Origin of the sequence: Sulfuricaulis sp. (genome assembly GCF_040901545.1) — a bacterium.
In the GTDB taxonomy this organism is placed as follows: Bacteria; Pseudomonadota; Gammaproteobacteria; order Acidiferrobacterales; family Sulfurifustaceae; genus Sulfuricaulis.
Genome location: NZ_JBBDYL010000038.1, coordinates 45,033 through 68,032 on the forward strand (window position 1 = coordinate 45,033; position 23,000 = coordinate 68,032).

24 protein-coding genes, 1 other RNA gene and 1 pseudogene are annotated in these 23,000 nt (G+C 54.3%); 11 read left to right on the top strand and 15 right to left on the bottom strand.

The window, feature by feature from the left end; all coding sequences use genetic code 11:
- Positions 1-60: 60 nt before the first annotated feature.
- From WD823_RS06550 to WD823_RS06585, 8 genes are all read right to left on the bottom strand, one after another.
- Positions 61-1,530, bottom strand: a complete 1,470-nt coding sequence (locus WD823_RS06550; RefSeq protein ID WP_368428682.1) for a UDP-N-acetylmuramoyl-L-alanyl-D-glutamate--2,6-diaminopimelate ligase — start codon at positions 1,528-1,530, stop codon at positions 61-63.
- On the bottom strand, positions 1,527-3,242 hold the full coding sequence (locus tag WD823_RS06555; protein WP_368428683.1) for a peptidoglycan D,D-transpeptidase FtsI family protein: 1,716 nt from the start codon (positions 3,240-3,242) through the stop codon (positions 1,527-1,529). Before WD823_RS06555 ends, WD823_RS06550 begins: the two co-directional genes overlap by 4 nt.
- On the bottom strand, positions 3,239-3,529 hold the full coding sequence (gene ftsL, locus WD823_RS06560; protein WP_368428684.1) for a cell division protein FtsL: 291 nt from the start codon (positions 3,527-3,529) through the stop codon (positions 3,239-3,241). Before ftsL ends, WD823_RS06555 begins: the two co-directional genes overlap by 4 nt.
- Entirely contained in the window at positions 3,510-4,457 is a 948-nt protein-coding gene (gene rsmH / locus WD823_RS06565; protein ID WP_368428685.1) for a 16S rRNA (cytosine(1402)-N(4))-methyltransferase RsmH, read from the bottom strand. The genes ftsL and rsmH overlap by 20 nt, the downstream gene beginning before the upstream one ends.
- A gap of 9 nt (positions 4,458-4,466) precedes the next feature.
- On the bottom strand, positions 4,467-4,922 hold the full coding sequence (gene mraZ / locus WD823_RS06570; protein WP_368428686.1) for a division/cell wall cluster transcriptional repressor MraZ: 456 nt from the start codon (positions 4,920-4,922) through the stop codon (positions 4,467-4,469).
- Positions 4,923-5,193: 271 nt separating this feature from the next.
- Positions 5,194-5,550: RNase P RNA component class A (gene rnpB / locus WD823_RS06575), an RNA gene on the bottom strand.
- 238 nt (positions 5,551-5,788) lie between these two features.
- A complete protein-coding gene (locus tag WD823_RS06580; RefSeq protein WP_368428687.1) occupies positions 5,789-6,169 on the bottom strand; it encodes a hypothetical protein in 381 nt (126 codons plus the stop codon).
- A 9-nt stretch (positions 6,170-6,178) separates the two neighbouring features.
- Positions 6,179-6,967 (bottom strand): dienelactone hydrolase family protein, encoded by a 789-nt coding sequence (locus WD823_RS06585; RefSeq protein ID WP_368428688.1) that lies wholly within the window; start codon positions 6,965-6,967, stop codon positions 6,179-6,181.
- Positions 6,968-7,140: 173 nt separating this feature from the next.
- Here WD823_RS06585 and WD823_RS06590 point away from each other — a divergent pair, with 173 nt between their 5' ends.
- Positions 7,141-8,235: a phosphotransferase enzyme family protein gene (locus WD823_RS06590; RefSeq protein ID WP_368428689.1), complete on the top strand. Its 1,095-nt coding sequence runs from the start codon at positions 7,141-7,143 to the stop codon at positions 8,233-8,235.
- Between the two features lie 17 nt (positions 8,236-8,252).
- On the opposite strand, the gene WD823_RS06595 is transcribed toward WD823_RS06590, so the two are convergent.
- On the bottom strand, positions 8,253-8,804 hold the full coding sequence (locus WD823_RS06595; protein ID WP_368428690.1) for a peroxiredoxin: 552 nt from the start codon (positions 8,802-8,804) through the stop codon (positions 8,253-8,255).
- A 250-nt stretch (positions 8,805-9,054) separates the two neighbouring features.
- Between WD823_RS06595 and WD823_RS06600 the strand changes: the two genes are divergently transcribed.
- Positions 9,055-9,708, top strand: a complete 654-nt coding sequence (locus WD823_RS06600) for an adenylate kinase (RefSeq protein ID WP_368428691.1) — start codon at positions 9,055-9,057, stop codon at positions 9,706-9,708.
- A 273-nt stretch (positions 9,709-9,981) separates the two neighbouring features.
- Here WD823_RS06600 and WD823_RS06605 read toward each other — a convergent pair whose 3' ends face one another.
- The 4 genes from WD823_RS06605 to WD823_RS06620 all read right to left on the bottom strand — a co-directional run bounded on the left by WD823_RS06605 (position 9,982) and on the right by WD823_RS06620 (position 13,315).
- The gene (locus WD823_RS06605) at positions 9,982-10,677 is read right to left on the bottom strand and encodes a glutathione binding-like protein (RefSeq protein WP_368428692.1); all 696 of its coding nucleotides are present in this window, start codon (positions 10,675-10,677) and stop codon (positions 9,982-9,984) included.
- A 661-nt stretch (positions 10,678-11,338) separates the two neighbouring features.
- On the bottom strand, positions 11,339-11,920 hold the full coding sequence (locus tag WD823_RS06610; RefSeq protein ID WP_368428693.1) for a DNA-J related domain-containing protein: 582 nt from the start codon (positions 11,918-11,920) through the stop codon (positions 11,339-11,341).
- Positions 11,921-12,026: 106 nt separating this feature from the next.
- Positions 12,027-12,848 carry an NRDE family protein gene (locus WD823_RS06615; RefSeq protein ID WP_368428694.1) on the bottom strand — a complete coding sequence of 274 codons (822 nt, stop codon included), beginning with the start codon at positions 12,846-12,848 and terminating at the stop codon, positions 12,027-12,029.
- 11 nt (positions 12,849-12,859) lie between these two features.
- Complete coding sequence (locus tag WD823_RS06620) at positions 12,860-13,315, bottom strand: hypothetical protein (RefSeq protein WP_368428695.1); 456 nt, start codon at positions 13,313-13,315, stop codon at positions 12,860-12,862.
- Between the two features lie 415 nt (positions 13,316-13,730).
- Here WD823_RS06620 and WD823_RS06625 point away from each other — a divergent pair, with 415 nt between their 5' ends.
- From WD823_RS06625 to WD823_RS06640, 4 genes are all read left to right on the top strand, one after another.
- Entirely contained in the window at positions 13,731-14,009 is a 279-nt protein-coding gene (locus WD823_RS06625; protein ID WP_368428696.1) for a hypothetical protein, read from the top strand.
- Positions 14,010-14,031: 22 nt separating this feature from the next.
- The gene (locus WD823_RS06630; protein ID WP_368428697.1) at positions 14,032-14,568 is read left to right on the top strand and encodes a hypothetical protein; all 537 of its coding nucleotides are present in this window, start codon (positions 14,032-14,034) and stop codon (positions 14,566-14,568) included.
- 139 nt (positions 14,569-14,707) lie between these two features.
- Entirely contained in the window at positions 14,708-14,998 is a 291-nt protein-coding gene (locus WD823_RS06635) for a BON domain-containing protein (protein WP_368428698.1), read from the top strand.
- 242 nt (positions 14,999-15,240) lie between these two features.
- Positions 15,241-15,552, top strand: a complete 312-nt coding sequence (locus tag WD823_RS06640) for a hypothetical protein (RefSeq protein ID WP_368428699.1) — start codon at positions 15,241-15,243, stop codon at positions 15,550-15,552.
- Positions 15,553-15,619: 67 nt separating this feature from the next.
- On the opposite strand, the pseudogene WD823_RS06645 reads toward WD823_RS06640, so the two are convergent.
- Positions 15,620-15,865, bottom strand: a pseudogene (locus WD823_RS06645) (cold shock domain-containing protein).
- Positions 15,866-16,169: 304 nt separating this feature from the next.
- On the opposite strand from WD823_RS06645, the gene WD823_RS06650 reads away from it, so the two are divergent.
- A complete protein-coding gene (locus WD823_RS06650; protein WP_368428700.1) occupies positions 16,170-16,985 on the top strand; it encodes a pirin family protein in 816 nt (271 codons plus the stop codon).
- On the opposite strand, the gene WD823_RS06655 is transcribed toward WD823_RS06650, so the two are convergent.
- A complete protein-coding gene (locus WD823_RS06655) occupies positions 16,975-18,111 on the bottom strand; it encodes an AAA family ATPase (protein WP_368428701.1) in 1,137 nt (378 codons plus the stop codon). The genes WD823_RS06650 and WD823_RS06655 overlap by 11 nt on opposite strands.
- Before the next feature lie 990 nt (positions 18,112-19,101).
- On the opposite strand from WD823_RS06655, the gene WD823_RS06660 reads away from it, so the two are divergent.
- Genes WD823_RS06660 through WD823_RS06675 form a run of 4 tightly spaced genes read left to right on the top strand, consistent with a single transcriptional unit; the run spans position 19,102 to position 22,989 of the window.
- Entirely contained in the window at positions 19,102-20,274 is a 1,173-nt protein-coding gene (locus WD823_RS06660) for an ABC transporter substrate-binding protein (RefSeq protein ID WP_368428702.1), read from the top strand.
- Positions 20,264-21,127, top strand: coding sequence for a carbohydrate ABC transporter permease (locus tag WD823_RS06665; protein ID WP_368428703.1), 864 nt, complete (start codon positions 20,264-20,266; stop codon positions 21,125-21,127). The genes WD823_RS06660 and WD823_RS06665 overlap by 11 nt, the downstream gene beginning before the upstream one ends.
- Positions 21,124-21,936, top strand: coding sequence for a carbohydrate ABC transporter permease (locus WD823_RS06670; protein WP_368428766.1), 813 nt, complete (start codon positions 21,124-21,126; stop codon positions 21,934-21,936). The genes WD823_RS06665 and WD823_RS06670 overlap by 4 nt, the downstream gene beginning before the upstream one ends.
- Before the next feature lie 27 nt (positions 21,937-21,963).
- Positions 21,964-22,989 carry an ABC transporter ATP-binding protein gene (locus tag WD823_RS06675; protein ID WP_368428704.1) on the top strand — a complete coding sequence of 342 codons (1,026 nt, stop codon included), beginning with the start codon at positions 21,964-21,966 and terminating at the stop codon, positions 22,987-22,989.
- Positions 22,990-23,000 lie beyond the last annotated feature (11 nt).

Genomic DNA, 23,000 nt, shown 5'->3' on the forward strand with positions numbered 1-23,000 from the left:
TCGGCGTCCTGCGGCATGCGCCGGTCGCATCCCCACGGCGTGGGGCCCCGGCTCCGCGGCTCATGCCGCTACTCCCAGCAATTCGTGGACGGCGAGGCGATCGCTGTAAGGCAAACGTTCATCGCCGATCTGCTGATAGTCTTCATGACCCTTGCCGGCGATCAACACAATATCGCCTTCGCCAGCGCTGCGGATGGCCTCGGCGGTGGCCGTGCGACGATCGCGGATCACACGGGGCGTGGTACGCATGCCGTTATGGATATCGGCGATGATCGCATCACCCGATTCGTGCCGCGGATTATCGTCGGTCAGTACCACCACATCCGCGAGCCGTTCGGCGATCTCGCCCATGACCGGGCGCTTGCCGCGGTCTCGATCACCGCCGCAACCGAAAACACACCAGAGTTTTCCGCGCGTATGTTCGCGCAGGGCAAGCAGAATTTTTTCGAGCGCATCCGGCGTGTGCGCGTAATCCACCACCACGAGAGGCAATCCGTTCACACCGCCGAATTTTTGTGCGCGTCCGGTGGGTGCCTGGGCCCTTGCCAGGCGCGTAACCGCCTCATCCAGCTTCATGCCCAGTGCCAGCAATGTGGCCAGCACCGCCAGCAGGTTATAGACATTGAATCGGCCGATAAGCGGGCTGCGCAATTCGGTATTGCCGAACGGCGTGCCGATATTCATGGCAAGACCTTCGGGTGCAGGACGGATATTGCTTGCGCGGATATCTCCGCCCTCGATACCGTAACTGAGCGTTTTAATGTTCGTTGAGAGGCGTGCGAGTATGCCACGGCCGAAATCATCGTCGTGATTGATGACGGCATGTTTCAATCCTTCCAGCGCAAATAACCCGGCCTTGGCTTGGCCATAGATCGCCATGTCGCCGTGATAATCAAGATGATCACGCGTAAGATTGGTGAATACCGCCACGTCGTAGGCCACGCCCCTCACGCGACCTTGATGCAGCGCGTGCGATGAGACTTCCATGGCAACATGCGTCGCGCCTTGCGCAAGAAATTCCGCCATCAGGCAATGTACCGTGATGGCATCGGGGGTGGTAAGGATTGCGGTGTTGAGCGCGTCGGGAAATCCGGATCCAAGCGTTCCGATCAACGCACAGCGCGTCGGCGCCTGATCCAGTGCCTGCGCCATCAAGTGCGTGCAGGTGGTTTTGCCGTTCGTGCCGGTAACGCCGACCACGACAAGGTGTCGTGTGGGGGCTCCATAAAATCGATCAGCCATGAATCCGATATTTTGCCGTAGGTTTGGAACGGCGATTACCGGAACCGGTGCGACGGGAAATTCAAAATCGTCTCCTTTTTCATACAGGACCGCTACCGCGCCCGAGGCAACGGCGTCGCCGATAAATTCGCGTCCGTCCATCACCATTCCCGGCATCGCAATAAACATATCGCCCGGCTTCACCTTGCGGCTGTCAATTTTCAGGCCGTGCACTTTGCGATGGGCAGCATCAGAAACGTCCGCCAGTCCGTGAAGTAAATCACTCAGATAACAGGTCGTTGATGTCATTCGGCCGCCGGTTCGCTTTTCACGGTCATGAGGCGCTGCTCCTGGCGCGGAGCATCCGGAGGTATGTCAAGCAGCCGCAAGGCACCGGTCATCACACGTCCGAACACCGGTGCCGCGATCACCCCGCCGTAATAGCCGCCGTGCGTCGGTTCATCCACCGTCACCACCATTACCAGGCGTGGTGCAGACGCGGGCGCAAAACCGGCGAACCAGGCTACATATTTATCTTCTGAATAGCCGGTTGCCGTCAGTTTGCGTACCGTTCCGGTTTTCCCCGCCACGCGATAATTCGCCACCTGCGAAGCTTTCCCTGTGCCCGCCTCGCTGACCGCCAGTTCCAGCATTGACTGAAGCCGTCGCGCCGTCGCGGGGGACAATACACGGTCGCCTTGCGGTGGCGATTCGATCCGTTTCAGCGTCAGCGGCAATGCCATGCCATCGTTGGCAATCGCAAGATAGGCTCGCGCCAGTTGCAGCGGAGTCACGGAAATTCCGTATCCAAAGGAAATGCTCGCTTGATCCACCGGGACCCAGCTTGACGGTGGATTAAGCAGTCCGGGCACTTCCCCGGGCAGCTGTACCCCCGTCGTGCTGCCAAAACCCGCGTGCCTCAACGTATTCCAAATGCTCTTTTTGTCCAAGGCGAGCGCGATTTTGGATGCGCCTACATTGCTCGATTTCTCGATAACACCGGCGACCGTAAGTACTCCGTAGTTATGCACATCACGAATCGTGCGATCGCCAACCCGCAATACACCCGGAGAGGTGTCGATCAAGGTAGTGGATGAGAATTTTCCGCTTTCCAGCGCGGAGGCGATCATAAAAGGTTTTAGCGTGGATCCGGGTTCGAAAAGATCCGTTACCGCACGATTGCGAAAGGCGCTGCTGCGCAGCTCGGAACGATTATTGGGGTTGAAGTCCGGCTCGTTCACCATCGCCAGCACTTCTCCGGTGCGAACATCAAGGACAACCACGCTTCCGGCAAGCGCCTGATGACCGATGACCGCCGACTTCAGTTCACGATACGCGAGGTACTGAATCCGCCGGTCGATGGAAAGCATCAAATCCTTGCCGGGCTTTGGCAGTACCACACTCTCTGCCATTTCCACGGCATTTCCCTGCAAATCGCGCAAAAGTCGTTTGGCGCCCGGTACCGCACGCAACCAGGAATCATAGGACAATTCAATTCCTTCCTGGCCCTGATCATCGACATTGGTAAACCCGATTACATGGCCGGCGACGGCACCAAGCGGGTAGTAACGGCGATATTCCCGCGTGAGCGACACACCCGGAATCTGCAGGGCAGTGATTCGTTCGGCGATGGAAGGCGTGACATGCCGCTTGAGATACAGGAATTCGCGACCGTTATGTTTGCTGATGAGCTGTGCCAGTTCACGTGTGTTCATTCCGAGCAATGCTGCAAGGTGCGGCCACTTTCTGCGTTCTTCTGCCAGGGTTGCCGGATGCGCCCACACGGAATCCACGGGAGTACTGACTGCGAGCGGAGCACCGTTATGGTCGAGAATCATGCCGCGATGTGCATTGTCTTTGACGAGGCGCATATGCCGGGCATTACCCTGTTCTTGCAGATAATTGGAATTGAAAACCTGCAAATAAACCGCGCGCGTCGCGAGCAAAATCAAAAGCCCAAGGAAAAACAGAAACACGATCAGATTACGCGCCGAGTAACGGCTCTTGGCGCTGCGGCTCATGGTGTGGATCCCCGAACGAGTCGCACGACGCGAATTCGCGCTGAATCGGGTGTGCTCATGTCGAGGCGGTTACGCGCCATCACCTCGACACGCCGATGCTGGGACCAGGCGCCTTCCTCGAGAAGCAATTTTCCCCATTCGATGACGAGCGCATCGCGTTCAGCCTGATAAGTTTGCAATTTTACGAACAACTGGCGACTTTCATGACGCGTCTTTACCACAGCGAGTGAAGTAACCATCACAGCCGCCAGCAACACAATCAGGCGCCTATACATATGGTTTTTCATCCGTGCGCTCTGCGATCCGCAACACGGCACTCCTGGCGCGCGGATTATTACGTGCCTCCGATTCTCGCGCGCGCAAGGCCTTGCCAATTATTTTCAGTCTTGGACGGAAATAATCCCTGTTAACCGGCAATTCAGGCGGGAGTGCGGCTCCTTTTGCTTCAGTGTAGAAATAATGTTTTACCATCCTGTCCTCGAGCGAATGAAAACTGATCACCACCAATCGTCCGCCACTGGCGAGCAGGTGCACCGTTTGCGGGAGTACCTTCGTGAGTTCATCGAGTTCGCGATTAATATGAATGCGTATCGCCTGGAAAGTGCGTGTTGCCGGATTCTTGCTCTTTTCGCGGACGGGAATGGCGCGCGAGATTATTTCAGCTAGGCGGTTGGTAGAGGTGATCGGCTTGATGGAGCGCTCTCGGACGATGGCGCGTGCGATGCGTTTGGCGAACCGTTCTTCTCCATAGTCGCGTATGACACGCGCGATCTCGTTCTCCTCCGCATGCCGAATCCAGTCGGCGGCAGATTCCCCGGAATTCGGATCCATGCGCATGTCAAGCGGACCATCGGTCTGAAAGCTGAAACCACGCTTTGGTTCATCAAGCTGGGGAGATGAAACGCCGAGATCAATAAGAATGCCATGAACGCGTCCGGTCAGTCCCAACCTGTTGAAGGTTTGCTTCAGCATCGAGAATGGCTCTTGATGAATGATGACACGGCGGTCATTTCCGAATTGTCGTCGAGCGTGATCACAGGCAGCCGGATCACGATCGTATACATGCAATTGGCCGAGTCTCCCGATACGTTCCACGATATGACGCGCATGTCCGCCACGTCCGTAGGTAGCATCGACATAAATTCCGCCTTCCTTCACTTGCAGTGCCTGCAATGCCTCCTCCAGCAATACCGGAACATGACTACCTGCCTTCACGCGTTCGCACTAGAGCGAAAGCGATTCGAGATCCGGCGGCAGCTTGTCGCCTCCCTCGCCTTCGCTTTCGAGCCATTCGGCGCGTCGCGCGTTCCACACGCCTTCGTCCCAGATTTCGAATTTGTTTCCCTGACCGATCAACACCACATCCTTGTTGAGTCCCGCAAATTCACGCAATGGCGGCGCCAGAAGAATGCGACCATTGCCGTCGAGTTCGCATTCGGTGGCGTGGCCCACCAGCAGTCGTTGCAGTTGCCGGGTCTGCTTGTTGAAGCTCGAGAGTTTCATGATCTTGCGTTCGATTTCTTCCCACTCGGGATGCGGATACAGGAGCAGACAGTGGTCGCGGTCGACGGTCACCACCATCAGACCGTTGCACGCGCGCGCGAGTTGCTCGCGATAACGCGTCGGAATGGCCATGCGCCCCTTGCTGTCGAGTGTTACGGCATTGACGCCACGAAACATTTTTCCCCGCTTTTCCCCGCTCTATTCCACAAAAAACCACATTTCACCACTTACTGACACTATAGATAGCGACACCAAGAGGTGTCAAGCAATAACTACGGCTACTACGAAATTTATTCTTTGCGGGTCAGCGAGTTAAGAAGGGATACTGAATGGAAGGGGGATTAATGTACTCTCGGTCGCCAATACGACCAAATGACAATAGATTGCCTCTGAAATCTAAACTAGAAACTTCAGGAAAAACATAAAACTAAATGATCAAACTAAAATAAAAAAGAGTTGGCCGTTAAGCCGGGTTCTGTCGCGGACAGTCATTCATCTAGGGCCCGCGTCACCGCGAGCCTCTGGCGGCCTACCCAGGAACAGTGCGGGCCACACCATCGTTCCTCTATTTGGCCTTACTCCAGGTGGGGCTTGCCGTGCCACGGATGTTGCCAGCCGTGCGGTGCGCTCTTACCGCACCATTTCACCCTTACCAGTCATTTCGGATCTGGCGGTATATTTTCTGTGGCGCTTTCCATCGGCTCACGCCGCCCAGGTGTTACCTGGCACCCTGCCCTATGGAGCCCGGACTTTCCTCCGCTCGGCCACGCGGACGTGGTCGGGCGGCGACTGTCTGGCCAACTCCGCTTTCATTATAACAGTGATGCCGGCAAGAAGTATTGCCTGACCGCCCGCAACAGAGCGAAAAGTTTCCCGACAAGATTACTAATAAGAATTAACGGCTACGATATTTTGCCGCGTAATGGGCGCGTAATATCTTACGGGTTTGAGCGTGTATTCGTGGATTATGGCTGCGGAACTTTGTCGTGAGAGTGTCAAAGTCATGCGCGCGTTTCGGGTGGTCTGACTTCATGTCAGAGCGGTTATTTTTTGGGGTCATGGTCGGTACCAAAAAGTTTTCCGAGCTTGTCCCGGGTTACGTCGGTATTGCCAGCCGAACTGGCCTCACTGCCGAACAGACTATCGAGCTTTGCTTTGGCCGCTTGAGTCTTTTCCCCTCCGGGTGGGCGGTAGGCGTCTGGCCGGGGTTTAAACCAATCACAGAAATTCGCGTGTTCCTTGTCGCTTATCTCTTCCGCCCGCTCCTCGCGGCACTGGCTGGTGACACGAGGATCGTAGAATTCGCACAGGCGGCAGGCATGGAGATAAGCCCGGCATTTCGAACACTCTGCCAGGCGGCTTAAGGGTAAGGGAAGGTCAGCGATCGAAGCTCCACATTTCCAGCAAACCAGTGTCGAAGCCACGGGTGATTTTTACTTGAAAACCCGTTTTAGAAACGATTGTAATTCATTCCAAGATTCCCGATCAGCGACAGCATTATATGCCAACGGAAGATTGAATTTAGTACCCAGGGCATCGGCACCCGGGTTGGTGAACGCATGTTTGGCTCCCGGGTAATTTACAAATTTGTAATCCACCTTGGCGTTGTCCATTTCTTTTTTGAATGTATCAATCTGCCCTGCCGGGACGAACGGATCGGCTTCACCGTTCATTACCAGTACTTTGGCTTTGGTTTTTCCAGGCCGGGCCGGATGCTCGGTATTCAGGCCGCCGTGGAAACTCGCTACCCCGCGCAAGTCCTCACCGGAGCGTGCCATTTCAAGCACCACACTGCCACCGAAACAGTAACCGATTGCAACAAGTTTTTTGCTGTCAACCGTTGATTGGTTTTTGAGAAGTTGCATGCCTGCTTCGAAACGCGATTTCATCAAGGAAAGGTTTTTACGTATTTCTCCTGAGAATTTACCGGCTTCATTGGGGTGATCGGCCTGTTTCCCGTCTCCGTACATATCTACGGCAAGTGCGACGTAACCAGCCTCAGCGAGCTTACGGGCACTGTTGCGCGTGTGCTCGTTGTGGCCCCACCACTCGTGCACGACTAAAATACCCGGACGTGGTTGCTTGACCGCATCGTTGTACACCAGGTACCCCTTGAGCACGGTACCGCCAGCCCGATACTCAACCGGCCCTTCCTTGATTCCCGCCTGAGACACAGACAAAATGCCAAAGCTCAGTGCGACTGTGATTATCCATTTCTTCATGTTCTGTCTCCTTGCGTCGATGAGGCTTATGGATCCGGTAGCATCAACCCGGTCGGACAAATGCGGCTTGTGTCCACCCTCAACCACGGGGCCAACGCCTGTTCGGACATTATATTACGGTATCCGACAGTACCAAAGAATGATATCCGGTCAACATCGATCAAAACCATACCGTGACAGATGAAAAAGACATCGCCGCGGTGTTTGAACTCGGCGGGCGGGTTCGTGAGTTGCGACCGTCTGGTTATGGACTAATCAATAATACCTATCTTTTGACCACCGATACCGATCGTCGGGTGATATTGCAGCGTATCAACCGGCGCGTGTTTCCAAGACCTGACCTTATTTCCGAAAATCTGCGCATCCTTACAAACCATGTAGTGGGGAAAATGACCAGTACCGGTAGCGGGATATACGCGTTGAAATTTCCCGAAATTCTCAGAACTCATGATGGCAAAAGTTTCTTTCTTGACGCCGCCGGAGAATATTGGCGAGCAATGAGTTTCATCGAAAATACTTTCACGCTTGAAAAAATTACCAGCCTTTATCAAGCCGAGGAAGTGGGTCATGTATTGGGGCGTTTCCATGCCCTCATTTGTGATCTCAATCCGAAGCAACTCCATGAAACTTTGCCCGGTTTTCACAACGCGGCCAGTCACCTCGCGCGTTTCATGCAAACCTCACACCGGAGTGCTCTGGAAAAGGCGGAATGGCGTTACTGTTTTACATTCATTGAATCACGTCAAGCACTGGCGCCGGTGCTCGAGTCCGCTATGCGCGAAGGCATGCTTTTCCTGCGCCCCATCCATGGCGACACCAAGGTGAATAATTTTCTATTCGACGTGAATAGCGGCAAAGCAGTCAGTCTGGTTGATCTTGATACCATCCAGCCTGGTCTGATTCATTTCGATATTGGCGATTGCCTGCGATCCTGCGCTAATACGGCGGGTGAATCGCCCACGGATATGGAGACCGTATATTTTGACCTCGACATCTGTCATGCGCTGCTCAAAAGTTACCTCGCCGAGACGCAAAGCTTTCTGACGCGGCATGATTACCGCTTTTTATATGACACTATTCGCTTGATTCCGTTTGAATTGGGAATGCGGTTTCTCACGGATCATCTGGAAGGCAACCGTCATTTCAGGACTGACTGGCCGGGGCAGAACTTGCACCGCGCGATGGTACAGTTCCGGCTCACGGAGAGCATTGAAAATTCTGAGAAACGGATAAGGTCACTTATTGATGAACTGTCGCCCGGTGTCTGACCAAACTTGCATTAGTGTCAACTCCTGGAACGCTGCAATGCTTTGAGATCTTCAATAACTTCCCGGCTATGAGCTTCCGGCTCTACCTCGCGGTATATCTTGGCGATTCTGCCGTGGGGATCGACGATGAAAGTATGTCGACGTGCGATATGAAAAAACGCCAATGACCAAAGCGCGCCATATTGTTTCGCCACACGGCCGTCGGTGTCAGCCAGCAGGGGAAAAGGAAGCTTGTATTTCCCGGCAAATTTAGCGTGGCTCTCCTGGCTGTCTACGCTGACCCCGAGAATTTCCGCACCCAGATTCCTGATGGCGAGAAAATTGTCCCGAAATTGGCAGGCCTCCTTGGTGCATCCGGGTGTATCGTCCTTGGGATAGAAATACAGCACGACCCATCGCTGGCGGTAGTCCGCCAAGGCGCGTGGCTCACCACTTTGATCCGGGAGCGAGAAATCCGGCGCCATTTGACCCACTTTCATTTCCGTCTCTTCTGCCTTGGCTCGAGGACTTGCCGCTGTCAGCCCATAAAATACCAATACCAGATAATAAACGACCATATAATTTTTCATGCGGCTTGCTCCACTGACTCTTTAACTTAGGCTAACGTTTTCCGGTCCAGGGCATCTCCCTCCCGCTCCGACTCATTTATTGGGCGGAATTGGCCGCACCATCTTTCGATTTTACTATTTTCAATTTCCTGTTGATCTAACCTGTATCCAAAGGGCAAAATGCGCCACTTTGCAGCGAGTCGGCTGGACGGGAGATCCTTCCGAATGGCGATTGCCACAACCGGTTATATTAACTGAGAGGAAAAAATCGATGAAGTTGATTCTTTTAGGAGCCCCGGGCGCAGGCAAAGGCACGGTCGCCAAACAACTGACACAACTGGATGGTTCCATACAGATTTCCACCGGAGACATCCTGCGTGGGGCGGTACAAGCGGGCAACGAACTCGGCAAGCAGGCCAAGGGATACATGGACCGCGGTGACCTCGTACCGGATACGCTCATCATGGGAATCATGGAAAAACGCCTGCAGGAGCCTGACTGTCAGAAGGGTTTTCTGCTCGACGGCTTTCCTCGAACCATTCCACAGGCCGAAGCCTTGAATGTGTTGCTCAACAAACTCGGCCTCAAGCTCGACATGGCGGTAAACATTGATGTTCCGCGTAATGTGATCCTCGACCGCCTCACAACCCGCCGCACCTGCTCCAATCCCAAGTGCCAGGCAATCTACAACGTCAAGAGCATGCCGCCGAAGAAGGAAGGGATCTGCGACAAGTGCGGCAGCCCGGTGGTACAACGCGAGGACGAGATCGAGGCGGCCATCAGCCACCGACTTGATACTTATAATCAAAAAACCGCGCCTTTAATCGGCTTCTACGAAAAGGAAGGCTTGTTGCTTACGGTGAGCGCGACATCGAGCGAGGCGGTGATCGAAGCGATCAGGAAATACTCGCCGCCTAATCCTTGACAGGCGGGATGACAATAACGGCCCGCGTTCTTGACAGGGCGACGCGTCGTTATAATTAAATGTCTATAAACCCTGTTTAGTTGAACAACTTCCTGCCTGGATCAGGGAAAGCGGAAACTATTGCTGGCGAGCGCAGTGAGCGCAAATAATCCTATGAGAATATGGATTTAGGAGAAATTACGGGGCTTGGAGCACGGCCGGCTAATGGTTAAATCACCCACCCCTCCTTCTCAGACCTCCCGCTGGCAGGAAACCCCGCTGCCATGTAAACCGCTAACGTGAGGGCTGTTTGCCCTGACCAAACAAGACCGACCGTGATGCGTCGGTAATAACCGGTGCGGTGTTAACTTGTTTGGCAATCTCATAGGCACGGATCACGGCCGGTCGTGCCTTCATGGACTGAAACCAGCGCTGCGCGTGGGGAAATTCATCCAAGTTTATTTTTTGTTTACGATGGGACACGGTCCAGGGATAGGCCGCAATATCGGCAATGGAATACTCCCCCGCAATGAATTCACGGTCCGCCAGCCGGTGATCGAGCACGCTGTAGAGCCTCTCGGCTTCTTTCACATAGCGTTCAATCGCATACGGAATTTTTTCCGGAGCGTATTGAACAAAATGGTGGTTTTGTCCGAGCAAAGGGCCCAAATTTCCCATTTGCCAGAAAAGCCACTGCATTACTTCCGTCCGCGCGCGCAATTCCTGCGGCAGCAACAGTCCGGTTTTCTCGGCCAGATACTGCAGAATGGCCCCGGATTCGAAGACACTGATCGGCGCACCGTTGTCCACCGGTTGATGATCGACAATCGCCGGTATGCGGTTGTTCGGGGATATCTTCAGGAACGCAGCCTCGAACTGGCTGCCTTTCCCGATATCCACCGGCTTCAGCGCATACGGGAGGCCGGTTTCTTCGAGAAAAATCGCGATCTTGTGTCCGTTGGGCGTGGTCCAATAATACAAATCAATCATGACGAACACTTACATACAACACTTGTGCAGAAAAAACTAGCGGATTGTTCTGGCCCCGCTGTATTGGAGCGAGTAGGTTTAAAATGGGATGTTAATGAGGATTTGATAGAAACGATCCATTATATCTGTTCCTGCCAAGTCGACATCCGGATCAGAATGCCGCGTGGAACTGCCAGGTATCGGCGCATATCTCCAGGATTTTGTCTCAATCGTCAAAAAAACTTTCATATCACGAGGATTGTATGCCATTCCTGCATGGAATATTTTTCTTTCGGCCAACCAGGATGAAAACGGCAAGTCATTAAGCCGGTAACTAACGCCGTACCCCGTTGCGGTTCCACTGGCCCGGTGTTGAGGGAGGTAAAACCGCAACCCCCTCTCGGCGTAGGCGCGACTAGCCATTCTAGTGTCCGTTAAACGGCTTACACTCCAATAATTGGTTGCGGAGGGCGAGTCGGGATCAAGCCGGGAAAATACGAATCGGCTTTTGCACCCGGCATTAAATGGCAGGCAAATGTCGCGCCCACCAGCAGAATAAGTATTTGTCTCACGCCAGCATCCCCACAGGTACCCTAGCAAATAACAGGCAAAAGACGTGCCAATGCCGGGAAAACCGGCATGAAACAAGCATGGATGAAAATAATCCGGCGACGGGCGTTGGTTAATTCGCATGACAACGTATCAGTATTTCATAGGCCCCGCGAATCGCCCGGAAGCGTACCGGATCGCCGCCCTTGTCCGGATGGTGCTGCGCCGCCAGTCGCCGATAGGTTTGCTTGATCACCTCCCACGGAGCATCTGCGGGCAACTCCAATATTTGCAACGCGTCTAAACGTTCGTCGATGGCGAGATATCTTTCCATGAAGCGGGTCAGCATGGTCTCGACATCCGCGTAACTGGTCTGAAAAAAATTCTCCCAATCAAGATAATAATCGCGCAATGGCGTAGCCGAATTATCGTCGGGCAGAGAAGCCAGTCCCGGATCCGTCACCGGCCCAAGTCGAATATCCAGCGGTGAAATGGAGAGATACATGCCTTCGTTGAACAATTCGGTCTGCAGCTGGTACAAGGCGTTCATGACCACGAAATGCTGACGGAAGAGCGCGAGATTCGCACCTTCTTCCGCGAAACTGAATTCCTCCTCGCAATCCAGCAGTCGTTGAATCAGGTTGTATTCGCTGATTCCGGACGGGTGAGCTTTGATCAGCGAAAGAATGGAGGCTTTGAAAGGATTTCCTGGCATTAGAGAAAATATAGTCCATCAGCCCCCCTTTTTTCAGAATCTGGAGCGCTGATCCGGACAGACATTCTCCCGAATCTTCTTCTGGGAATTCGCTGCGGAAGTAGCGCTAATCCAGATTTACGAGTTCATAGGGGGCAGAATCGGGTGGCCCGGGTGCAAAAAGAAATCTCGGTTTATGTCCGTAACCCGGATAACAAGGGATGGCAAGCAGATGGCTACAGACGGTTCCGAAACCATTGGGAAAATCCAGATTCATGGCGGCATGTGCGCCTTCTTGCTCCGGAAAAGTTCGACTGGCGAGCAGCGTCTGCCAATCAGCCCAGTCATCGCCCGACGGATCCGGTATCTCCGCCTCAAGAAATCGGGCAAAGTGCAAACGAATGCGCGTGACGCTCATGTCGTCGAGATTACGGGCTGTCAGCATATGCAAACCGGGCGGCACCTCGAAGTCCTCGACACACCCAGGAGCGCCATTTCCGCCGCGGTGACGTAACCAGAAACATGACACCGGATCGCCGACAAACAAATTAAACGCACGATAGGCATTTGTGTCGAGATCCTTTAGTGCGTGGACCGCAGCTTTCGCCTCCGCATGATCCAGCGCCTCCAGCACCAGCTCACCGCGGCTGCGCTTGCCGACCTGCGGCCCGAGCGTTCCCTCGCGATCCATGACCACGGCCGCCACACCGTGGTCATTAACCCCGAACCAGCTTCCTCCGCCCACCTGATCGAGGCCTGCCACCACTTCAGGTCGGTCAACCCAATGCCTAGCAGGAGGAAGCCAGGGGCGATCTCGCCTTTCATCGCGATTACCGGCCACGAGCAATGGCCAGGGATGATCCGGTCGTCGCAATACAACAAGGGTGCACACGAGTTTATGAATTACCGGGAAAATGAGTTGATTGTATACCGCGACGGAAGCCGACACGAATTGGGTAATCAGGCTGATGCTTTTGCTTGCGCATAGAAATAATCGCTGATTTTCATACCCACATTCCAGCGGAACAGCAAGCGCTTGTCGAAGCCACGAACATACACGGCAATGTGCGGCGCCAACCAGACCTTTTCCGGTTGGACGGTTTCGATATCGGACCACGGAATCATCAACGGCGAATGAAAAACACGAAATAAAATATTTACCGACAAAGCCAATCCGGATTGGCCTACTGTCACGAACATGCAGTTCCGATACTTGACCGGGAAATAACCTGATCCGACTGACAATGAGGTAAATCTGAATTTTTCCCCCTCGATGGCCGCCGAAGTGCCGAACCGGCGCGCCAATTGATTCCAGCCACCCAAAAACGACCGCGACGCCAGCAGTCCCACCCACGCCAGGAGAAGCAAGGGGATAAACCACTGCAGGAAAACAAAGCCCTGGCCATTTGGATTCATTTTTACTTTCGAACCATCATGTATTTTCCGCGTTGTCCCGCCCGCATGTCTTTCCTGTCTTGCCTCTGGCAAAGAAAATGTTTAATAAAATCAGAATCTCATAGTTCCGGTTGTATCCCGCATTGAGCGCGCTGTTGTGTGGGTTTATGAACATAAAAACTGGCTCATTGACACAACTTCTGGCGAGATTGTAAACCGCGTGCAGCTTACTTGGAACCTTGAGAGCAGAACATCGCCGGAAATATGGGTTAGTATCAAGTTTATCATTTTTCCGGAAATTTTCTGGGTCGATGTGCTCGCTTTTTTTCTTGATTCATCATGAAATCGAAAAACTTATTGAAAAAACCGGCCGTTTTATCGCCCGTTCCCCGGTCCGGATACCGGTCGTCATCGTACTGCTCGTCATCCTTGCCACGTGCTGCTGCCTTATAAGATTCAACGCGGACTGGAACGCTGGCTCATCAACGAAGGTGCCGAGCAAGCGCGGGTTGAAGACGCTTATTTCAACCACTTCATCGGTCACTTCGCGGTACGCAATATTCAGTTGACGGTTGGGTCGTCTCGGACCCTGCTGGTCTCGCAGGCAAATATGGATTTCGCTCTGCCGCCCTTGCTCCGCAAACTGTTAGTGATCGATGAAATTCACCTGCGCGACAGCATGTTGATCGTCGAGCGAGCTACCGACGGCCATTGAACTACTCGAGACCAGACAGGCCATGCCGTTTGAAAGTGCGCTGGCAATATCGCGCGATGAAAACAACGATATTCATCTCGATATCGACATCACCGGCGACGTGAATGATCCGAAGTTCGACCTGACTGACGCCATCAACCAAGCGCTGACCGGGGCGTTGCCCCGCGGTAGTGTGAGTTATCTCAAGTTCTATTTTCAACCCTTCGACACATTGAACGCGGTCGCCGGACTCGCCGGTAAAGCCGTGCGGTTAAAGCTCGATCCGGTTTCGTTTTCGGCTGGTACCGCCTCACCAACCTCCGAAACGCAGGAATATTTGATGAAAGTCGGGAAACTCCTGCAGGAACGCGGGGATTTACGCCTCAAGCTGTGCGGGAAAGCAGTGCCAAAAGATGGATTGGAGGAAGAGGCGGCCAGGACGCTGGACGCTCGCCGTGCCGAGGCCACCAAGGATTATTTCACCGGCTCTTTTGGGGTGGCTAGTGACAGATTATTTGTGTGTGATCCGGAAGTCGAAATGGAACCTGAGGCCATAGCCCGCGTTGAACTGATAATGTAAACCGTTACATAATCGTGTTATCGGGAAAATGGATTCTCGATGCACGCCAATTCTTTGGCGCAGGAATCCGTTTCAGGCTCCCGACCAGATAGGATAATTCATTTTTCGAACTTAACTCTGGCCATACTGAGGAGAAAACATGTCATTTATCAAAAAGCTTGTTGTAGTTGTTTTGATGGCGGGACTGCTCGGCTGTGCCGGTCAATCCACGGGCGAATATATCGACGATTCGGCCATTACCTCCAAAGTGAAGACCAAACTGTTCAATGATCCGATAACGAGCGGCTGGCAAATAACCGTCAACACGAATAACCGCGTGGTGCAGTTGGCCGGTTTCGTGAAGTCATCCAAGGAGAAGGACCGCGCCGGTGAGCTTGCCCGCAGCGTTCCCGGTGTAAAGTCAGTGAAGAACGATCTTGTCATTAAATAAGGGCTGAAACACTTATTGTGCGGCTTCGCTTCCGAACCAATTGCTTCGAGCCAGACGTCTATCGCGTCGCTAAATACTCTCAACATCCTTGGTGGCAATCAAAAAGCACAAAAACTCCCTAAAATCCTGTTATTGTGGTATAGTACGTTTGTTGGTTGTTTCAGTGCTGTTCAGCAGGCCTGTTTCGTATTTTCCCTGGCCAATCATCGTTAATAAATCGCGACCCTGCCGCAGGCATGCTCATGACCCATCAAACTATCGACGGAACGAAAACCAAAACATCCCCAGCAGACACACACCAAGCCAAGCTGCGCCTGTTCAAGGTGGCGTCTGTGGAAAAAATCAGCCCTCCCGACGGCGGTGAGGGCCAGGATTGGTACCGTTATGTGCTCGATAGCGGCCGCTCGATGATCTCCGGTCAGCGCCGCGGCTCGCGCAAAGACGTACAGGCGTACGCCGCGCAATGCGCTGAACAACTGAATACCCGCGGGCAAACGGGTCAGTCCATCTGGAGTCCACGCGGTCGGAAACCCGCCGCTGCGGCAAACCGTTGATGATTAATACAAAGAAAGACCCCACCGGGAGGCAGGGTCTTTTACTCCTTCAACGCCGTCTAGCGGATCAGACCGGTTGAACGTTCGCTGCCGACGGGCCTTTCTGCCCCTGGACAAGCTCAAACATTACCTGTTGGCCTTCGGCGAGTGACTTGATCCTGCGCCCTGAATGGCGGAATGATGCACGAAGACATCCTTAGGCGCCATCCGACGGCGTAATGAAACCGAAGCCTTTAGCATCGTTGAACCACTTTACTGTTCCTGTAGTCGCAAAAAATCCTCTGTAGTTGAATGACAATAGTTCGCCGTCCATTCTTGCAAGTGGAAATCCGGGTGTTACTGCCGAAAAAAAACGGAGAGCACGCTGCACTGGCTATTAGATTTGCACTGCAGGCCGGCACTGTACGCGAAGTCAGCCCAATAGCCACAATTAATTCGCTGCTTCCGTTTCCGATGGACCACTCAATGGTACCGGGCAGAATCCGGGCCGGCCTCGGTTAAAGCCTGGTCTCGTAACAGCCGCTGGACAATCGCCAACGGTCTACCGGATGATTTAATAATTTTAGGACTCTTATCCATGTCCGATTGCCAAGTTCAGCAGCGCATCCAGGCGCTCCGTGTCGGAGGGCGCGGGCGTCACCGTGTACCGCACCATCGGCACCCCGGCGCTGCGCCATCTCGACCCGTTTCTGATGCTTGATTATTTCGGCAGCGATGACCCCGACAAATACATCGCCGGGTTTCCGGATCACCCGCATCGCGGGTTTGTTACCCTGACATACATGCTTGACGGACATATGCTGCACCAAGACAGCATGGGCAACCGCGGCGACCTGCGATCCGGTGGTGCACAGTGGATGAAAGCCGCCAGCGGCGTGATTCACTCGGAAATGCCACAGCAAAGTGAAGGCTTGATGCGCGGTTTTCAACTGTGGATTAATCTGCCCGCGAGCGAGAAAATGACCGATCCCGTTTACCAGGAAATTACCCCTGAGGCTATTCCGGTGGTGGAATCTGCCGGACTACGCGTACAGCTCCTGAGTGGGCACTACGGAGGCAAGGAAGGGCCGATAGCAGATCCCCACACGCACGTGCAGTATCTGGACGTGTCAATCGATGCGGGGCATCGTTTCTCTCACCACCTCGCGACCAACATGACGTCATTTCTTTTCGTTTTCGAAGGAGCGGTAAGGTGTTCCGGGACATCCCTGTCCCATCATTCTCTTGCCGTCCTTGGTTCGGGCGCAAGCGTTGAAATCACAGCGGCTGATCGGGCGGCACGCTTAATATTCGTGGCGGGACTCCCGCTCAAGGAACCTATTGTGCAGCATGGACCGTTTGTAATGACTACTCACCACGAAATCGAACAGGCCGTTTCCGATTATCGTAACAACCGGTTGGTGCAAAAAAAGGCGCGATTCGCTAGACGCTGATTTCTTCGTGTTCTTCTTCGACGTGCAGTATCGAGTTGTATCCTCCTGAAAGATTCAACACCTGTTCGGGGTTGGAAGGATCCTCCTGCCACACCCCGTCTATGATCAAACGATATTCATATGACCCCGGCATCAGCATCACGTTCTTTTCCACGACGCCATCCGCCCACCGGGTGATAACACCCTGATCCGGTACCCAGTCATTGAAACTTCCTGCGAGTCGGACGTCCTTTCCCGCCAGATCATAAAAACGCAGAGTCACTTTTTGTTCGCCACTGAATTTTCGCAGTTGTGCCCGCGCATTCTCAATTGCGCTCTTCATCTGGCCGATAGGAGACTTGCGCTCTCGATCCTCCCCGCTTGCCGGAATTGCGTCCAGGACCAACATCAGCTCGTCGGCCAGGCGATTGTATTGCACCGCGACTGTCGAAGTCGGGTCGTACGCGATAATCGGCGCGCCCTGGCGGACGGCTTCCTTGAGGCGCACAGTGGATTGGACCATTACCGATGACACATCGTCGGCAAACCGTTCGCCGACCTCATGGAGGAATTGCCGGCACAGGCGAGTACGGCTGTCGACAAGCGTGGGCAATAAGCGGATCGGGATGTCGCGATTGTGGCGCGCGCGCATCAGTGCAATGGTCTTATACATGTGATCGATTCCACTGAGACCGAACAAGCTCATCTCGACAGGAATCAATACCAGATCCGCCACGGCCAGTGCATTCAAAGAAAGCAGGCCTGTTGACGGTGGGCAATCGATAACGGCGTAATCATAACGTTCCCGAATCGGCTGGAGATGAATCCTGAGTTGCTCGTCGCGCTCTTCGTTTCGCACCGGCAAATGTTCCGCGGCGGCGAGCGTCAACGTTGCGGGAACCACATCCACGCCTGTAAACACTCCGGGCAAGATGATTTCTTCGATGCTGACCTCGCCGGTAAAAACATCATACAAGTCGCGCGCGTCTTCGTTGAAAACTCCGAAACCCAGCGATGAGTGGCCTTGTGGATCCAAATCGAGAAGCAGCACGCGTTGCCCCTTTATCCCGAGACAGGCGGAAAGATTGATCGCTGTGGTAGTTTTCCCACAACCACCCTTGTGATTGGCGATGGCAATGATCTTCATAATCAGAATACCTCCAGATTTCTCTCAAACAAAAGGGGGCGATGCGGCCCCCTGTGTGATGCATCCCGGTAAGTCTCCCGGCATTCGCCACCCGCGCACCATTCCAGGCGGCTCCATTTGGCGCGGTAACCGGAAAAACATGCGCGCTTGTCCAAAAATCGCCGAGCGCTCCCCTTCGCCGAATTGGAAACAAATTGGCAAACACTGCAGCTTGAATCGAAAAAGATACGCCTCAAACTGCTCGGGTAATGAACGGAAGGAAAAAACAGCTAGGTGAAAAAGGCGGAAGGGGGATCGCCCAGACATTGGGCGGGGGCATGACACCGAATCGGTTACTCGATGGCGAACGTGCCACCTCCCCGCCTCGCGGGCCGCTTCGATGACAGCATTGCTTGCAACCCTGTGTGGGCCAATCCTTTGAACCTCCAAGGAAGCAACTAGTGCTTGATTTTTAAGAACCCAGGGAGAAAAGTCAAGAAATATCGAAGCGGAACATTGGCTTAGAATCGATTGGCATCCCCAAGACAGAATAATGCAGGCGCAATGCGGATTTTCGGAATAAGGTAAATCTCGCTCCAACAGTCATCGGCCGAACTGAACTTGACCAGAACAATTTCGCCTTTGCCTGACTGAAGGAGAAATGAAGGATTCTTTTCTGATGAGCGCAGAATTATTCACCGGAATTTTCAAATCAGTCACGGTATGTCCTGTATGTGTCGCTCACGGCGGCAAGGAAAAGTTTTTGAAAGCAAAATGCAGCGTTGATGCCTCACGATGACCGCCCTATACTCCACAGACATTGAATTTATTATGCCTCGACATCCACGCCGGAGAGTAGCCTAGCGCAATTAAGAATCATTTTTTAGACGTAACCATGAAATTTCTGGAAATATGATTTTCCCGTTTTGTCGAATCCTGTTGTTATGCTGCGCACTGCTGATAGCCTGTGACAGGCCAGCGCCGGTTTCGCCATCATCCGCCGTTAATGTAGTGTTCAAACACAGCAAGCTGTTTGGAGACTCGTCCGCGTTCGATCGGCTCATCTCAGAATTTGAACTTGGAAACCCCGGTATCCGTGTCGAACGACAAACTCTCCCCTCATCGAGCGATGCCCAGCATCAGTTTTATGCCATAAATTTCCAGGCCAGATCTTCGGCCTTCGATGTCCTGGCGGTGGATGTGATCTGGGTGGCAGAATTCGCCCGCTCTAAATGGTTGCGCGATCTTAGCCACTTGCTTCCGTCGGGTGAGTTTACGGCATTTTTCAGTGGACCGACTCGTGCGGTTACATACGAAGGGAAAATTTTTGCGATCCCCTGGTTCATCGACGCGGGGCTGCTGTATTACCGCAAAGATTTGTTGCAGCAATACGGTTTCTCGCCGCCCGAGACTTGGGACCAATTGGTGCACATCGCCAGAACCATTGTCGGCAAGGAGACGAAATTATACGGTTTTGTCTGGCAGGGGAAGCAATATGAGGGTCTGATCTGCAACGCTCTGGAGTATATCTGGAGCAACGGTGGCGATGTGCTGCATGAGAGGCGGGTCGTGCTGGATAGCGCCTCGAACCGCAAGGCACTCGAATTCATGCGTGACCTGGTTGTTAGCCATCGCGTAACACCGGATTTTGTAACCACCGATACCGAGGAAACTTCCCGGCGCGTCTTTGGCAGCGGTCGGGCCGTGTTTCTGCGAAATTGGCCGTATGCCTGGAATCTGTTTCAGCAAGAAGGCTCGATGGTGAAAAACAAAGTAGGTGTGGCGTTGCTGCCGCATTTTCCGGGTCATCGCTCCGTGTCCACGCTGGGAGGGTGGCAACTCGGCATCAACCGCAACTCGCTTCACCCCGAAGCCGCGGAGAAATTGGTGAAGTTCCTCACGTCACCGCGTGCGCAGCGCGCGCTCAGTCTAGCCTATGGCTTTCATCCAACACGAAAGTCGTTGTACCGCGAGACCGAATTATTGCAGGCACAACCTTTGCTCGGTCAGCTGCACGATATTTTCGAACAAGCCCGGCCCCGGCCGGTGACGCCGTTCTACATCATGATTTCACAGGTGCTGCAATCCGAATTCAGCGCCGTGATCGCCGGTGTCAAACCCGCAGACATGGCACTGCAATCGGCGCAAACCCGGGTGGAGAAAATTCTCGCGCATGGCGACTGACCGGAGAAACCGCGAGGAACGCGCGACGTTATTTCTGGCGCCGGCCGGAATCACGCTCTCAGCCGTGATGCTGTTCCCCGCGGTTTATATTCTCTGGCTCAGCCTGGAACGCCGCTCGCTGATTTTCGGTACCCCGCAATTCATCGGCTTCGACAACTACCTGCGCCTGGCACACGACCCGCAATTCTGGAACGCGCTCGTCAACACCGTTTACTTTACTGTTGTGTCGGTTCAAGGCGAACTCGTCCTCGGACTCCTGATGGCGTTGTTACTGCGTCGCCCCTTCAGGGGTCGCGGCCTGCTATACGCCATCATCCTGATTCCCTGGGCCATACCCACCGTGGTTTCAGCGCGCATGTGGGAATGGCTGTACAACTCGGACTTCGGGGTTTTGAATTACCTGTTTCAGGCCCGCATTAACTGGCTGGGGAATCCCGTCTGGGCCATGCACGCGGCGATTGCCATGGATGTATGGAAATCCACTCCGTTCGTGGCTTTGCTGCTGCTCGCCGGCCTGCAAAGCATCCCGCGTGAGCTTTACCACGCGGCGGCGGTGGATGGCGCCTCGCGTTGGACCATGTTTCGACGCATCACGTGGCCTGCCCTCCTGCCTTTGATTTTGGTGGTGCTGATCTTTCGCACCATTGATGCGTTCCGCGTGTTCGATTCCATTTATGTCCTCACCGGCGGTGGTCCCGGAAGCAGCACCGAAACGGTGTCGATTTACGCCTACAAATTGCTGTTCCAAACACTGGAATTCGGCTACGGCTCGGCCGTGGCGGTCGCGATTTTAATGAGTGTTGCCTTGGCCACCGTCGTCTACGCATGGCTACTACGCAGGGTGTCGCCATGAGATCGGCGGCGCGCGGACTCGCGCTGGTCCTTGTGGCGTTGTACTCCCTCGCTCCGTTTCTGTGGCAAATTGTCACTTCGCTCAAGCCGGCACACGAGCTCACGTCGCTGCCCCCACTGTTGCCGAGCCGAATCGAGTTTGCGAGCTATCTCGCCATTTTTAGCGATTCGCCGCTGTTGCGCGCCGTCGTCAACAGCCTGATCGTCGCAGGTGGAACCACGCTGTTAGCGCTCGTGATCGGAGCCCTGGCCGGTTTCGCACTCGCCCGTTTGAGAGTCCGGCGGCGCGCCGCAATCCTCGCCGGGGTACTGGTGGTGTCGATGTTTCCGCCGATCGCCACCGTGAGCCCGTTGTTTTTATTGCTCAACGCGCTCGGTCTGCACGATACCTTGCTGGCGCTTTTCCTGACTTACACCACCTTCTCGTTGCCCCTCGCTATCTGGCTCCTGACCAATTTTTTCCGTAGCATCCCGGAGGAGCTTTACATCGCATCGCTCGTGGACGGTTGCACGCCATTCCAGTCGTTTTACCGCGTGATGCTGCCGCTCGATTCGCCGGGTCTGGCGGCGGCAGCGTTGCTCGTATTTATTTTCTCGTGGAACGAATTCTTGTATGCATTGAGTTTCACGGCCACCGCCGCGTCTCGCACCGTTCCGGTAGCCATCGCCTTGTTCCCCGGTTTGCACGAGGTTCCCTGGGGAGATATTGCCGCGGCTTCCGTGGTGGTCACTCTGCCGCTGCTGGTCCTGGCCATGGTGTTTCATCGGCGCATCGTGGACGGACTCACAGCGGGTGCCGTTAAGGGCTAGACGATGGCGCAAATAAAATTGCAAGAGATGACTAAACGTTTCGGAGACACGGTTGTCCTGGACCGTATCGACCTGACGATCGATGACGGAGAATTCTTCACTTTTGTCGGACCAAGCGGCTGCGGCAAGTCGACGCTGCTCGGCCTGATTGCCGGCATCGACACGCCCAGCGTGGGGCGCCTCTACTTCGACGATAACTTGGTTAATGATCTGCCGCCGCGAGATCGCGACGTGGCGATGGTGTTCCAGAGTTACGCGCTGTATCCGCACATGAGCGTGCGCGACAATCTTGGCTTTCCGCTGGCCAATCGCGGAGTGCCTAAGGAAAAAATCGCCGCAGAGGTAAATACCTTGGCAGCTACCCTTGGGCTGCAGGAACTGTTGACACGCAAACCGAAGGAGTTCTCCGGAGGACAACGCCAACGTGTCGCGCTCGGCCGGGCGCTGATTCGTCATCCGCGGGTGTTTCTCATGGATGAACCGTTGTCCAATCTCGATGCGCAATTGCGCCTTGAGATGCGTGTAGAGCTGAAGCATCTGCATTCGGATTACCGCATCACCACCGTGTATGTGACACACGATCAAGAAGAAGCCATGACGCTATCCGACCGTATAGCGGTGCTCGATCGCGGGCGCTTACAGCAATGCGGGACCCCCGAGGATCTCTATCGCGCGCCCGCCAACCGCTTTGTCGCCGGGTTCATCGGCAGTCCACCGATGAATATGTTTTCCGGCGATTTGCTGCAGGATGGCCCATTGCTGCCTTCCACTTTCGGCCGAATCGACCTCCGCCGTGTTATTGTCGGAATCCGTCCGGCCGATATCACGGTGTATTCCCGCGAACAGGCGGGGGCGGTCCCGGCCGATATTGCGTTGCTCGAACCTACGGGCAGCGACCTGTGGATTGTCGGTGTGTGGAAGGGGCAGCGTATCCGGGGACGCGCCGGGGCCGGCACGCGTTTCACTGTTGGCGACAAGGCTTTCTTCGAGATTAACTTTGACCGCTTGCATGTTTTTGATGCCGCTAGCGGCGACCGTATCCCCCGGAGCTGATACAACGATCA

What these genes read in the sequence shown, in the direction of transcription:
- WD823_RS06600 (WP_368428691.1), top strand. Translation starts at nt 9,055, where the DNA reads ATGAAGTTGATTCTTTTAGGAGCCCCGGGCGCAGGCAAAGGCACGGTC.
- mraZ (WP_368428686.1), bottom strand. Translation starts at nt 4,922, where the DNA reads ATGTTTCGTGGCGTCAATGCCGTAACACTCGACAGCAAGGGGCGCATG.
- WD823_RS06585 (WP_368428688.1), bottom strand. Translation starts at nt 6,967, where the DNA reads ATGAAGAAATGGATAATCACAGTCGCACTGAGCTTTGGCATTTTGTCT.
- WD823_RS06595 (WP_368428690.1), bottom strand. Translation starts at nt 8,804, where the DNA reads ATGAAAAATTATATGGTCGTTTATTATCTGGTATTGGTATTTTATGGG.
- WD823_RS06635 (WP_368428698.1), top strand. Translation starts at nt 14,708, where the DNA reads ATGTCATTTATCAAAAAGCTTGTTGTAGTTGTTTTGATGGCGGGACTG.
- WD823_RS06605 (WP_368428692.1), bottom strand. Translation starts at nt 10,677, where the DNA reads ATGATTGATTTGTATTATTGGACCACGCCCAACGGACACAAGATCGCG.
- WD823_RS06550 (WP_368428682.1), bottom strand. Translation starts at nt 1,530, where the DNA reads ATGACATCAACGACCTGTTATCTGAGTGATTTACTTCACGGACTGGCG.
- WD823_RS06630 (WP_368428697.1), top strand. Translation starts at nt 14,032, where the DNA reads ATGCCGTTTGAAAGTGCGCTGGCAATATCGCGCGATGAAAACAACGAT.
- WD823_RS06620 (WP_368428695.1), bottom strand. Translation starts at nt 13,315, where the DNA reads ATGAATCCAAATGGCCAGGGCTTTGTTTTCCTGCAGTGGTTTATCCCC.
- WD823_RS06670 (WP_368428766.1), top strand. Translation starts at nt 21,124, where the DNA reads ATGAGATCGGCGGCGCGCGGACTCGCGCTGGTCCTTGTGGCGTTGTAC.
- WD823_RS06555 (WP_368428683.1), bottom strand. Translation starts at nt 3,242, where the DNA reads ATGAGCCGCAGCGCCAAGAGCCGTTACTCGGCGCGTAATCTGATCGTG.
- ftsL (WP_368428684.1), bottom strand. Translation starts at nt 3,529, where the DNA reads ATGAAAAACCATATGTATAGGCGCCTGATTGTGTTGCTGGCGGCTGTG.
- WD823_RS06640 (WP_368428699.1), top strand. Translation starts at nt 15,241, where the DNA reads ATGACCCATCAAACTATCGACGGAACGAAAACCAAAACATCCCCAGCA.
- WD823_RS06610 (WP_368428693.1), bottom strand. Translation starts at nt 11,920, where the DNA reads ATGCCAGGAAATCCTTTCAAAGCCTCCATTCTTTCGCTGATCAAAGCT.
- WD823_RS06665 (WP_368428703.1), top strand. Translation starts at nt 20,264, where the DNA reads ATGGCGACTGACCGGAGAAACCGCGAGGAACGCGCGACGTTATTTCTG.
- WD823_RS06675 (WP_368428704.1), top strand. Translation starts at nt 21,964, where the DNA reads ATGACTAAACGTTTCGGAGACACGGTTGTCCTGGACCGTATCGACCTG.
- WD823_RS06655 (WP_368428701.1), bottom strand. Translation starts at nt 18,111, where the DNA reads ATGAAGATCATTGCCATCGCCAATCACAAGGGTGGTTGTGGGAAAACT.